Here is a 12217-nt window from a genome sequence, read left to right on the forward strand (position 1 = left end):
CGTTGCGGCGGGCAGCGTGAATCGCTAGAGTTCGGCAGTCCTTTGGCTCGCTCAACTTGAATAATACGAATAGGAGTGTCTTGTGGAAATTGCCTGTCTCGACCTGGAAGGAGTGCTGGTTCCGGAAATCTGGATCGCCTTTGCCGAAAAAACCGGGATTGAATCCCTGCGGGCCACCACCCGGGACATTCCCGACTACGACGTGCTGATGCAACAACGTCTGCGGATTCTCGACGAGCACGGCCTCAAGCTCGCGGATATCCAGGAAGTGATTGCCACCCTGGCGCCGCTGGACGGCGCTGTCGAGTTCGTCAACTGGCTGCGCGAGCGTTTCCAGGTGGTGATTCTGTCGGACACTTTCTATGAGTTCTCCCAGCCATTGATGCGTCAGCTGGGTTTCCCGACCTTACTGTGTCATCGCTTGATTACCGACGAGAGCGACCGGGTGGTGAGCTATCAGTTGCGCCAGAAAGACCCCAAGCGCCAGTCCGTGTTGGCCTTCAAGAGCCTGTACTACCGCGTGATTGCCGCCGGCGATTCTTACAACGACACCAGCATGCTGGGTGAAGCGGACCGAGGGATTTTGTTCCATGCGCCGGAAAACGTGATTCGCGAGTTTCCACAATTCCCGGCGGTGCATACCTTTGAGGCGTTGAAGCAGGAATTCATCAAGGCGTCGAACCGGTCGTTGAGTCTGTAATCACCGGTCTGGTCCAGGCCGGCTCCCTTGCGGGCTGGCCGTCACACAGTTGTGTTAAACGTCCGCAAGCAATCGTTCGTAAGGAATGCGCAAACCTTCATGCAACCGCTTGATCATTGGCAGACTCAGCTTGCGCTTGTGGTTCAGCACCTCTGAAACCCGCCCGCTGGTACCGATAAACGGCTCCAGATCCCGAGCAGTCAAACCCAGCTGTTCCATGCGAAACCTGATCGCCTCAACCGGATCGGAAGGTGGCATCGGGAAGTGCTGTTCTTCGTACTTCTCAATCAAGAGGGCGAGGATTTCCAGCTCATCGCCCTCTATAGAACCAATTTGTGCGCCCCAGAGCTGCTCCACGCGCGCAAGCGCAGCGGCCAGATCCTCAGGGGTACGAATGGGTTTAATGTCCATCACACGGTCTCCGCGTTGATCTGATCGTACTGGGCGTGAGTTCCCACGAATCGGATGAAGCCCAATTGTCTTGGGTAATCGATTGCCATGATCACCCGATATTTATTACCGCCCACGTTGAACACCACTCTCCCGCCTTTAAGGATGCTGGCCGTTCGTAGCTCGGTCTTGAGATCCTGTGGCGTGAGATAACAAGTTTTCTCCATGTGGCGATACCATTCAATCAACGGGATTTCAGCGTTGGCATAGGCCGGGTGACTTTCCCAGAACGCCCGTAAGGTAGCCCGTGCGATTATGCGCATCGTGACAACCTCCCAATTTGGGAGATGCTAGGCCGCGCCGTCAAACAATGCAAACTCGGAAACATCTTGTATGCGGTTGGTACAGAGCCCGGCGCGAATGGCACGGGTAATAAAACGGGCGGGACAGCAAGCGGTCGCTCCATGTGATCCCTCACAAACAGCTGGATGGAATAGTGGAGCTGGACGCTATCCGCCAGTTCGTACAGGGTCCACCCACGTTCTGAGTCAGGGTTTTTCAGCGATGCGAATACGCTGTTGACGCCTGGCCCTACAGACCTTCCAAAGTCTGTAGCAACACCCGCACCTTGGTCAGCGACTCCTGGTACTCCGCCTGCCATTCAGAATCAGCGACGATCCCGCCGCCGCCCCAGCAACTGATCTGTCCGTCCTTGACCAGCAAGCTGCGAATGGCGATGGAGCTGTCCATTTCGCCGCGTACGTCGAGGTACAGCAACGAGCCGCAATATAAGCCGCGCCGGGTCGGTTCCAGTTCATCGATGATCTGCATGGCGCGAATTTTCGGGGCGCCGGTGATCGAACCGCCGGGGAAGCTGCCGGCGATCAGGTCGAGCGCGTCTTTGTCGTCCGCCAGTTCACCCGTGACACTACTGACCAAATGGTGCACGTTTGGATAGCTTTCGAGGCTGAACAATTCCGGCACCTTGACCGAGCCGGTGCGGCACGTGCGGCCGAGATCGTTGCGCAGCAGGTCGACAATCATCAGGTTCTCCGCGCGATCCTTGGGGCTGGCCAGGAGTTCGGCCGCGTTGGCGGCGTCGTCATCGGCGGTCTGTCCGCGCGGGCGGGTGCCTTTGATCGGTCGGGTTTCCACTTGGCGCTGGCTGATTTTGACAAAACGCTCTGGCGACAGGCTCAACACCGCGCCATCGTCCGGCAGGCTCTGGAAGCCGGAAAAGGGTGTCGGGCAGGCCGCACGCAGGGCGCAATAAGCCGCCCATGGATCGCCACTGCATGCAGCGCGAAAGCGTTGGGCGAAATTGACTTGATAACAGTCACCCGCCTGGATGTAGTCCTGGATACGCGCGATAGCCTGCTCATAGGCGTCGACGCTCAGGTCCGGGTTCATGCGGCTGTGCAGTGTGAAGTTGGCGGGCAGGCTTGGCGTCGGCTGGCTGAACAGCGCCATCAGTCGTTGCTGTTCGCTTTGCGCCAGTTTCGGATGAAACACCAGTTGGCTGGTACGGGCGTGGTGATCGCTGATCAACGCCCAGGCGTACAGGCCGAAACGCGCGTCGGGCAGGCGCAGGTCGTCCATCGCCTGCTGCGGCAGTTGTTCCAGGTGCCGGCCGAAGTCGTAGCTCAGGTAACCGATCAAGCCACCGGCAAATGGCAGTTCATAAGGTGCCGGCAGCACGGCCTCCCCGAGCCGGGTAAGATTTTCCCGCAACCGTTGCAGAAAATCGCTGCCGCTTTCATCCGGCCACACCGCCAGTGTTGCCTCCGGCCAGGCGCTGAGCACGTCATAGCGACCACGCTCCGCAGCGGGTCGGCCGCTGTCCAGCAGCACCGCGCCGGGCGCATGGCGAATGGCCGTGAAGTATTCGGCCGGGTCTGCCCGGTAGGGCAGCGGGTGAACGGAACAGGTCGACATGCGGGGCGGTTCGGCCATCGAAGAGGGGGATTAGAGCAGATACAAGCTACACGCTACAAGCGCAGGCACATTGGCCTTTCTTGCCGCTTGCAGCTTGTCGCTTCAACCCTCCACAGGAGGAATATGCCCAAACATCTCTTGGGCAAATTTAACGCGCTCGTCTGCCGTCTCGGTCACGCCGGCCGCCTTCAACGCTTCCAGCCGCGCTTCCACCGCGTGGGTACGCAAGGTCAGGCCACAGTCGTTGGCGATCTGGATATTCAGCCCCGGCCGGGCATTCAGTTCCAGGATCAGCGGGCCTTTCTCCTGGTCCAGCACCATGTCCACGCCGATATAACCCAGGCCGCACAGTTCATAGCAACTGGCGGCGAGCTTCATGAAGCCGTCCCAGTTGGGCAACTGCACGCCATCGACCGCGTTGGTGGTGTCCGGGTGCTTGGTGATGATGTTGTTCAGCCAGGTGCCCCGCAGGGTCAGGCCGGTGGCCAGGTCCACACCGACACCGATCGCGCCTTGGTGCAGGTTGGCCTTGCCGCCCGACTGCCGGGTAGGCAGACGCAACATAGCCATCACCGGGTAGCCCATCAGCACGATGATGCGGATGTCCGGCACGCCTTCGTAGCTGATGCTTTTGAAGATCTGGTCGGGCACCACGCGGTATTCGATCAGCGCCCGGTCACGGTGGCCGCCCAGGGAGTACAAACCGGTGAGGATGCTGGAAATCTGATGTTCGATTTCTTCGTGGCTGATGATCTTGCCGGACACCGTGCGATAGCGTCCTTCGAAACGGTCGGCAATCACCAGGATGCCGTCACCACCGGCGCCCTGGGCCGGCTTGATCACGAAGTCGCTGCGCCCGCCGATGATCTCGTCGAGCTTGTCGATTTCCTTCTCGGTGGAAATGACCCCGTACATTTCCGGCACATGGATGCCGGCGGCGATGGCCCGTTCCTTGGTAATGATCTTGTCATCGACAATCGGATACAGGCTGCGCTTGTTGTACTTGAGCACGTAGTCGGCGTTACGCCGATTGATGCCCATGATTCCCCGCGCCTGCAGGGCTTTCCAGGTTTTCCAGAACCCGAACATTACGAATCAGCCTTGAGGAAGGCTTTGAAACGCACCAGCTCGGTCAGGCGATAGCCGCGATAGCGACCCATGGCCAGCATGAAGCCCACCAGAATCAACAGGATCGCCGGGAAGGTGAACACGAAGTAGATCAGCTCAGGCACGCTCATGATCAGGTGCGCCAGGGTGGCCGCGAACAGCGTACCGATCGCCACTTTCATGGCATGACCGCCGCCACGTTCTTCCCAGGTAATGGACAGGCGTTCGATGGTCATGGTCAGAATCACCATCGGGAACAGCGCCACCGACAAGCCGCGTTCCAGTCCCAGTTTATGGCTGAACAGGCTGATGGCTGCGATCAGCACCACGACAAAGGTCAGTACCACCGAAAGTCTTGGCAGCATCTGCAATTTCAAATGCTCAAGGTAAGACCTGAGGGATAAACCGAGCGCGGTAATCACCGTGAACAACACGATGCCGAAGCCCAACTGCGTTTCGCGGAACGCCAGGGCGATCAATACCGGAGTAAAGGTACCCAAGGTCTGCAGGCCGATCAGGTTGCGCAGGATCAGGATCACCAGCACGCCAATCGGGATCATCACCATGATCATGAAGGTCTGCTGGGTTTGCAGCGGCAGGCCGTAGAGCGAGTATTCGAGGAAGTTGGCGTCAGTGTTTTCGTCCGTCAGCTTGGCCAGGCGAATGGCGTTCATTTCGCTGTTGTTCAGGCTGAACGTCACCGTGGCCTTTTTGCCGCCGTCGACCGAGATCAGGTTTTCATCGCCGGTCCACCACAGCAGGCGATCGGAGGGCAGGCCCTGTTGGCCGGTCTCCGGGTTGAAGTACAGCCATTCGTTGCCATTAAAACTGCGCAGCCACAGTTCCGGGGTTTGCGGCAGGTCGGCGGCCAGGCGCAGGGTGTGGACCTTTTCCACCGGGACGTGGGCGATGGACAGCAGCAGCTCGATGATCCTGGCCTTGTTCGGTGTCGACGGGTCGCCCGCCAGCAGCAGCTTTACATTGTCGTCATTGAGGTTGTTGGTGCGCTTGATGGCTTCGCTGATAAAGGTTTCGACGTCCGCCGAGTGCTGGCGAATTGGCGCGAGCAAGGCTTCGGCAGCCACTTTTTCCGGGCCTTCCACGGCAATGCTGTCGCGAAAGGTCGGGCCCTTGACCTTGGTTTTATCCCCGACATAGCGCTTGGTCAGTACCAGGCGGTAGTAGAGCGTCTGTTTACCCTGGGCGCGCCGGGCGGACCAGGTGACCTTGCGGTTGCCGTCGATACGGTTGACGCTCACGCCATAGTTGTTGGAAATGAAACTCTCGTTGAGGCTGACGAAGTCGGTGCTCAAGGGCGGCACGAACATCTGGATTTTCACCGGGTCCTTGGCGTTGGCGACGAATTCGACCTTGGCGTCGATGTTCCACAGGTCGTCAGTGGCGTCTTCCGTCACCGGGATCCCCAGGACGAAAATCTGATAGGCCGTGATCGAAATACCCAGTACCACCAGGATGGCGATCAGAATCTTCAGGTGTATCGTAAGAGAGCGCATTGGAATTACTCGGCGGTATGAGCGTCGGTGGCACAGGCAGGTTTGCCCGCTGCGTATTTAAGGCTGGGGTCGACCAGCGCATCAAAGCGTTTCAAGGCTTCGGAGCCGATCAGCAGCGGGTATTGGAAGGCGCTGCGGTCAGTCAGGTTCACTTCGATGCTGCGTAAAGCGGTGCCCATGCAGATGTTCAGGGCGATAACCGGACGGGCGGTGTAGTTTTTGTCCTCATCAGGGTCGTAATCCCCGGCGCGGCGCTTGATCTTGCTGACGCGTGCCAGGGGACGTTCGATGGGGTGTGAGTGAGCGGTGTCGATGGCCAGGTAGAAGCGGACCCAGGATTCACCGTTGCGCTTGAAGCGCTTGATGTCTCGGGCACTCAGGGACGCCGTCTTGGCGCCGGTATCGAGTTTGGCGGCGACTTCCAGGTCAATGCCCGCCAGTTTGGCGTATTCATTGAGGCCATACACGGTCTTCTCGGCGGCGACGCCAAGGCCCGGTACACAGAGTAGGCATAGCATTAGGGGGAAGGGCTTGAGTCTCATAAATCCTGAGGCGGTGCAGTGCGATGTTTAGGTCAAGGCGACTGGCATTACTGCGCAAGCTCCCTCGTGCGCCTTTTCATCAATGGATGTCAGGCAAATGCGACGGGCATTCTAGCATGAAGGTTTTCTGGCGCCAGCGCTGGCAGCCGGCCATAACGTTTAGGCATATAACAGCCGTTATTAGACGATTGTCGACAATGTGTATTTATTCTTTGACTATTTTGAGTTGATTGGCTAGTTTTTGCGGCACTGGTTTTAAAGGGTGTCGACAATATGCTCGGTCAGCTGGAAAATTCGGTGGTGGGGTCGGACGATTCCCAAACCATGTCCGAGAACGTCTTCCGCCGTATCCAGGCCGCCATCGTCAAGGGCGAGATCGCGCCTGGTAGCAAAATCTCCGAGCCGGAGCTGGCGCGCACCTACGGTATCAGCCGGGGGCCGCTGCGTGAGGCGATCCACCGCCTGGAAGGCCAGCGCCTGCTGGTGCGCGTGCCCCATGTGGGCGCACGGGTGGTGTCCCTGAGCGAGGCGGAACTGGTGGAACTCTACGAGATCCGCGAATCCCTCGAAGGCATGGCGTGCCGTCTGGCGGCCGAGCGCATGACTTGCGAAGAAATCGAAGCGTTGCGCCAAGTGCTGCACACCCACGAGCGTGATGCGGCGTTCCAGGCCGGGGTCGGTTACTACCAGCAGGAGGGCGACTTCGATTTCCATTACCGGATCATTCAAGGTGCGCGCAATCGCACCCTGACTCAAATGTTGTGCGGCGAGCTGTATCAGTTGGTGCGCATGTACCGCATCCAGTTCTCCGCCACCCCCAATCGTCCACGCCAGGCCTTTGCCGAGCATCACCGCATTCTTGACGCGATTGCCGAGCGCGACGGTGAACTGGCCGAGTTGTTGATGCGCCGTCATATCGGCGCCTCCAAACGCAATATCGCCCGCCATTTCCAGGACGGCGCCCCCCAGACAGCCACTCCACGAGGTGAGTCATGAGTTCCCCTAACAACAGTACTCCAGGCCAGCGTTTTCGCGATGCCGTCGCCAGTGAACAACCTCTGCAAGTGGTGGGCGCGATCAACGCCAATCATGCATTGCTGGCCAAGCGAGCCGGCTTCAAGGCGATCTATCTGTCCGGTGGCGGTGTGGCTGCCGGCTCCCTCGGTGTGCCCGACCTGGGCATCACCGGCCTCGACGATGTACTGACCGACGTGCGCCGTATCACCGACGTTTGCGATTTGCCGCTGCTGGTGGACGTGGACACCGGTTTCGGTTCCTCGGCCTTCAACGTGGCGCGTACGGTCAAGTCGATGATCAAGTTCGGCGCCGCCGCGCTCCATATCGAAGACCAGGTGGGTGCCAAGCGCTGTGGTCATCGTCCCAATAAAGAGATCGTGTCCCAGCAGGAGATGGTCGACCGCATCAAGGCCGCGGTGGACGCACGCACCGACGACAGTTTTGTGATCATGGCGCGCACCGACGCGCTGGCCGTCGAAGGTCTGGAGTCTGCACTGGAGCGCGCCGCGGCCTGCATCGAAGCCGGTGCCGACATGGTGTTCCCGGAAGCCATCACCGAATTGGACATGTACAAATTGTTCGCCGCCCGCGTGAAGGCGCCGATCCTTGCCAACATCACTGAATTCGGTGCAACCCCGCTGTACACCGTCGAACAGTTGAAATCTGCCGATGTTTCACTGGTGTTGTACCCGCTGTCGGCTTTTCGCGCGATGAACAAGGCAGCGGAAAACGTCTACACCGCGATTCGTCGCGACGGTACGCAGCAGAACGTGATCGACACCATGCAAACCCGCATGGAGCTTTACGATCGCATCGACTACCACACCTTCGAGCAGAAACTCGACGCGCTGTTTGCCGCCAAGAAGTAAAGGCATTGCGAACACCTTTACCTGTAGGAGCGGGCTTGCCCGCGAAGACCGTCAACGATAACGCGCTCGACCTGAATGCACAGGGCGCCCTGAAGTTTTTCGCGAGCAAGGGCTAGGCGCGCGCGCCTCGCTCCTGCACCCGGTTGTGTGTTGTGAGCACGCCTCCCTGATAAATACAACATTGGAGAACTGACATGGCTGAAGCAAAAGTATTGAGTGGCGCCGGCCTGCGTGGCCAGGTTGCCGGGCAGACCGCACTGTCCACCGTGGGCCAGGCGGGCGCCGGGCTGACTTACCGTGGCTACGATGTGCGTGAACTGGCCGCCGATGCGCAATTTGAAGAGGTCGCCTACCTGCTGTTGTACGGCGAACTGCCGAACCAGGCCGAACTGGCCGCCTATACCGCCAAACTGGCGACGCTGCGGGACTTGCCACAAGCCTTGAAAGAGGTGCTTGAGCGCATTCCCGCCGATGCTCATCCGATGGACGTGATGCGTACCGGTTGTTCGTTCCTGGGCAATATCGAGCCGGAGCAAGACTTCAGCGCCCAGCGTGACATCACCGACCGCCTGCTGGCCGCCTTTCCGGCGATCATGTGCTACTGGTATCGCTTCAGCCACGACGGCCAGCGCATCGACTGCGTCACCGCCGAGTCGTCCATCGGCGGTCACTTCCTGCACCTGTTGCATGGCAAGAAACCGAGCGAGTTGCACGTCAAGGTCATGAACGTCTCGCTGATTCTCTACGCCGAGCACGAATTCAATGCTTCGACCTTCACCGCGCGTGTCTGTGCCTCGACCCTGTCGGACCTGTACTCCTGCGTCACCGCCGCCATTGGTTCGCTGCGCGGTCCGCTGCACGGCGGGGCCAACGAGGCGGCGATGGAAATGATCGAGCGTTTCGCCTCGGCGCAGGAAGCAGTCGAAGGCACCCTCGGCATGCTGGCGCGCAAGGACAAGATCATGGGCTTCGGCCACGCGATTTATAAGGACAACGATCCGCGCAATGAAGTGATCAAGGGTTGGTCGAAAAAACTCGCGGATGAAGTGGGCGACACCGTGTTGTTCCCGGTTTCCGAAGCCATCGACAAGACCATGTGGGAACAGAAGAAACTCTTCCCCAACGCCGACTTCTACCATGCCTCGGCGTATCACTTCATGGGTATCCCGACCAAGCTGTTCACGCCGATTTTCGTCTGCTCGCGCCTGACTGGCTGGGCGGCCCACGTTTTCGAGCAGCGCGCCAATAACCGCATCATCCGTCCAAGCGCCGAGTACATCGGCGTTGATCAGCGCAAGTTCGTGCCAATCGAACGTCGCTGAATGAGGAGACCGGCGATCCTCTGATTGGAAACCCGAGCAAAAATGTGGGAGCGGGCTTGCTCGCGATAGCGGTGTAACAGTCCCCCTATGCGTTGAATGAGACACCGCAATCGCGAGCAAGCCCGCTCCCACATTTGGATTGGATACCCAGCGCAGGAGCTGCGTCGGTTCTGCCTTTTGTAACCACCGTGACCGAGTCCAGACGATGAACACTGAATACCGCAAACCGCTACCCGGCAGTCGGCTGGATTACTACGACGCCCGCGCGGCTGTCGATGCAATCACGCCCGGTGCCTACGCTACCTTGCCGTACACCTCTCGCGTATTGGCGGAAAACCTCGTGCGACGCTGCGACCCGGCGACGCTCAAGGCTTCTCTGAGCCAATTGATCGAGCGCAAACGTGACCTCGATTTTCCTTGGTTTCCGGCGCGCGTGGTGTGCCATGACATTCTCGGCCAGACCGCGCTGGTGGACCTCGCCGGCCTGCGCGATGCCATCGCCCTGCAGGGCGGCGATCCGGCCCAGGTCAATCCGGTGGTGCCGACGCAACTGATCGTCGACCATTCCCTGGCCGTCGAGGCCGGTGGTGCCGACCCGGACGCCTTCGAAAAAAACCGCGCCATCGAAGACCGCCGCAACGAAGACCGTTTTCACTTTATCGAGTGGACCAAAAAGGCCTTCAAGAACGTTGATGTGATCCCGCCGGGCAACGGCATCATGCACCAGATCAACCTGGAGAAAATGTCTCCGGTGATCCAGGTGCGTGACGGCGTGGCCTTTCCCGATACCTGCGTCGGCACCGACAGTCACACCCCGCATGTCGATGCGCTGGGTGTGATCGCGATCGGCGTCGGTGGCCTGGAAGCCGAGAGCGTAATGCTTGGTCGCGCCTCGTGGATGCGTCTGCCGGAGAGCGTCGGTGTCGAGTTGACCGGTAAGTTGCAACCGGGCATCACCGCCACCGATATGGTGCTGGCGCTGACCGAGTTCCTGCGTCAACAGAAAGTCGTCGGCGCCTGGCTGGAGTTCTTCGGGGAAGGTGCCTCGGCATTGACCTTGGGCGACCGCGCGACCATTTCCAACATGGCGCCGGAATATGGCGCCACGGCGGCGATGTTCTACATTGACCCGCAAACCATCGCCTACCTAAAGCTTACCGGGCGCGAAGACGAGCAAGTCGCGCTGGTCGAGCAATACGCCCGGCATACCGGCCTGTGGGCCGATGATCTCAAAGGCGCGCAATACGAGCGCGGCCTGAGCTTCGATCTGTCGAGCGTGGTGCGCAACATGGCGGGCCCGAGCAACCCTCACGCCCGCGTCGCCACCAGCGACCTGGCGGCCAGGGGCATTTCCGGGCAGTGGCACGAAGTCCCGGGGCAAATGCCCGATGGCGCAGTCATCATCGCCGCCATCACCAGTTGCACCAACACCAGCAACCCGCGCAACGTGATCGCCGCTGGCCTGCTGGCGCGCAATGCCAACAAGCTGGGCCTGGTTCGTAAGCCATGGGTCAAATCGTCCCTGGCGCCAGGCTCGAAAACCGTGGCGATGTACCTGGAGGAGGCCGGTCTGGACCATGAGCTGGAAAAGCTCGGTTTTGGCGTGGTGGCGTTTGCCTGCACCACCTGCAACGGCATGTCCGGCGCGCTGGATCCGGTGATCCAGCAAGAGATCATCGACCGTGACTTGTACGCCACCGCCGTACTCTCCGGGAACCGCAATTTCGATGGGCGCATTCACCCGTATGCCAAGCAGGCATTCCTCGCTTCGCCACCGCTGGTGGTGGCTTATGCGATTGCCGGCACTATCCGCTTCGATATCGAGAAGGATGTGTTGGGCCTGGATGCCGATGGCAACGAGATCCGCTTGAAAGACATCTGGCCGGACGACGAGGAAATCGACGCCGTGGTCAAGGCGGCGGTCAAGCCGGAACAGTTTCGCCAGGTCTACATCCCGATGTTCGCGATCCACGAAGACACCGGTCCGAAAGTCGCGCCGCTGTACGACTGGCGCCCGCAGAGCACCTATATCCGGCGTCCGCCGTACTGGGAAGGCGCCTTGGCCGGCGCGCGTCCGCTCAAGGGCATGCGCCCGCTGGCGGTACTGCCGGACAACATCACCACTGACCACTTGTCACCGTCCAACGCGATCATGCTCGACAGTGCCGCCGGTGAGTACCTGGCGAAAATGGGCTTGCCGGAAGTTGACTTCAACTCGTATGCGACCCATCGCGGCGACCATTTGACGGCGCAGCGCGCGACCTTTGCCAACCCCAAGCTGTTCAACGAAATGGTGCTCGAGAACGGTAAGGTCAAACAGGGTTCGCTGGCGCGGATCGAGCCGGAAGGCCAGGTCACGCGGATGTGGGAGGCCATCGAAACCTATATGCAGCGCAAGCAGCCGCTGATCATCATCGCCGGCGCCGATTACGGTCAGGGCTCGTCTCGCGACTGGGCCGCCAAGGGCGTGCGCCTGGCGGGTGTGGAAGCGATTGCCGCCGAAGGCTTCGAGCGCATTCACCGCACCAACCTGGTGGGCATGGGCGTGTTGCCCCTGGAGTTCCTGCCGGGTACCGACCGCAAGACGTTGCAGATCGACGGCAGTGAAACCTATGACGTCATTGGCGAGCGGACCCCGCGAGCAACGCTGACGTTGGTGATCCATCGCAAGCACGGCGAACGTGTCGAGGTGCCGGTGACCTGCCGCCTCGACACCGCCGAAGAAGTCTCGATCTATGAGGCGGGCGGCGTGTTGCAGCGCTTTGCCCAGGACTTCCTGGAGTCGACGGCGACCGCCTGACATAACCGGGGCAGGGGATTT

At 60.1% G+C, this 12217-nt stretch carries 11 protein-coding genes; 5 read left to right on the forward strand and 6 right to left on the reverse strand.

Going from position 1 to position 12217, the window contains the following annotated elements; all coding sequences use genetic code 11:
• The first annotated feature begins 82 nt into the window (after nt 1-82).
• Complete coding sequence (gene thrH, locus AC6CIA_RS22040) at nt 83-700, forward strand: bifunctional phosphoserine phosphatase/homoserine phosphotransferase ThrH (RefSeq protein ID WP_498315101.1); 618 nt, start codon at nt 83-85, stop codon at nt 698-700.
• A 54-nt stretch (nt 701-754) separates the two neighbouring features.
• Here the strand turns inward: thrH and AC6CIA_RS22045 are convergent, their stop codons facing one another.
• From AC6CIA_RS22045 to rloA, 6 genes are all read right to left on the reverse strand, one after another.
• Nucleotides 755-1111, reverse strand: a complete 357-nt coding sequence (locus AC6CIA_RS22045) for a helix-turn-helix domain-containing protein (protein WP_339531598.1) — start codon at nt 1109-1111, stop codon at nt 755-757.
• Nucleotides 1111-1413, reverse strand: coding sequence for a type II toxin-antitoxin system HigB family toxin (locus AC6CIA_RS22050; RefSeq protein ID WP_498315103.1), 303 nt, complete (start codon nt 1411-1413; stop codon nt 1111-1113). The genes AC6CIA_RS22045 and AC6CIA_RS22050 overlap by 1 nt, the downstream gene beginning before the upstream one ends.
• Nucleotides 1414-1681: 268 nt before the next feature.
• Nucleotides 1682-3025, reverse strand: a complete 1344-nt coding sequence (gene pabB / locus AC6CIA_RS22055; RefSeq protein ID WP_498315105.1) for an aminodeoxychorismate synthase component I — start codon at nt 3023-3025, stop codon at nt 1682-1684.
• 102 nt (nt 3026-3127) lie between these two features.
• The gene (locus AC6CIA_RS22060; RefSeq protein WP_339531499.1) at nt 3128-4114 is read right to left on the reverse strand and encodes an alpha-L-glutamate ligase-like protein; all 987 of its coding nucleotides are present in this window, start codon (nt 4112-4114) and stop codon (nt 3128-3130) included.
• Nucleotides 4114-5646 (reverse strand): osmotic stress tolerance membrane protein RloB, encoded by a 1533-nt coding sequence (gene rloB, locus AC6CIA_RS22065; RefSeq protein WP_339531497.1) that lies wholly within the window; start codon nt 5644-5646, stop codon nt 4114-4116. The genes AC6CIA_RS22060 and rloB overlap by 1 nt, the downstream gene beginning before the upstream one ends.
• A 5-nt stretch (nt 5647-5651) precedes the next feature.
• The gene (gene rloA / locus AC6CIA_RS22070) at nt 5652-6188 is read right to left on the reverse strand and encodes a retropepsin-like aspartic peptidase RloA (protein WP_084378918.1); all 537 of its coding nucleotides are present in this window, start codon (nt 6186-6188) and stop codon (nt 5652-5654) included.
• 273 nt (nt 6189-6461) lie between these two features.
• On the opposite strand from rloA, the gene AC6CIA_RS22075 reads away from it, so the two are divergent.
• From AC6CIA_RS22075 to acnD, 4 genes are all read left to right on the forward strand, one after another.
• Nucleotides 6462-7184, forward strand: a complete 723-nt coding sequence (locus AC6CIA_RS22075; RefSeq protein ID WP_498315109.1) for a GntR family transcriptional regulator — start codon at nt 6462-6464, stop codon at nt 7182-7184.
• A complete protein-coding gene (gene prpB, locus AC6CIA_RS22080; protein ID WP_498315111.1) occupies nt 7181-8074 on the forward strand; it encodes a methylisocitrate lyase in 894 nt (297 codons plus the stop codon). Before AC6CIA_RS22075 ends, prpB begins: the two co-directional genes overlap by 4 nt.
• A 194-nt stretch (nt 8075-8268) precedes the next feature.
• Entirely contained in the window at nt 8269-9396 is a 1128-nt protein-coding gene (gene prpC, locus AC6CIA_RS22085; protein WP_498315113.1) for a bifunctional 2-methylcitrate synthase/citrate synthase, read from the forward strand.
• A 205-nt stretch (nt 9397-9601) separates the two neighbouring features.
• On the forward strand, nt 9602-12196 hold the full coding sequence (gene acnD, locus AC6CIA_RS22090) for a Fe/S-dependent 2-methylisocitrate dehydratase AcnD (RefSeq protein ID WP_498315115.1): 2595 nt from the start codon (nt 9602-9604) through the stop codon (nt 12194-12196).
• Nucleotides 12197-12217 lie beyond the last annotated feature (21 nt).

Source organism: Pseudomonas sp. GQ91, from assembly GCF_059758795.1.

Coding starts and splice junctions, on each gene's coding strand:
- AC6CIA_RS22045 (WP_339531598.1), bottom strand. CDS start 1,111: ATGGACATTAAACCCATTCGTACCCCTGAGGATCTGGCCGCTGCGCTT.
- AC6CIA_RS22050 (WP_498315103.1), bottom strand. CDS start 1,413: ATGCGCATAATCGCACGGGCTACCTTACGGGCGTTCTGGGAAAGTCAC.
- pabB (WP_498315105.1), bottom strand. CDS start 3,025: ATGTCGACCTGTTCCGTTCACCCGCTGCCCTACCGGGCAGACCCGGCC.
- AC6CIA_RS22060 (WP_339531499.1), bottom strand. CDS start 4,114: ATGTTCGGGTTCTGGAAAACCTGGAAAGCCCTGCAGGCGCGGGGAATC.
- rloB (WP_339531497.1), bottom strand. CDS start 5,646: ATGCGCTCTCTTACGATACACCTGAAGATTCTGATCGCCATCCTGGTG.
- rloA (WP_084378918.1), bottom strand. CDS start 6,188: ATGAGACTCAAGCCCTTCCCCCTAATGCTATGCCTACTCTGTGTACCG.
- AC6CIA_RS22075 (WP_498315109.1), top strand. CDS start 6,462: ATGCTCGGTCAGCTGGAAAATTCGGTGGTGGGGTCGGACGATTCCCAA.
- prpB (WP_498315111.1), top strand. CDS start 7,181: ATGAGTTCCCCTAACAACAGTACTCCAGGCCAGCGTTTTCGCGATGCC.
- prpC (WP_498315113.1), top strand. CDS start 8,269: ATGGCTGAAGCAAAAGTATTGAGTGGCGCCGGCCTGCGTGGCCAGGTT.
- acnD (WP_498315115.1), top strand. CDS start 9,602: ATGAACACTGAATACCGCAAACCGCTACCCGGCAGTCGGCTGGATTAC.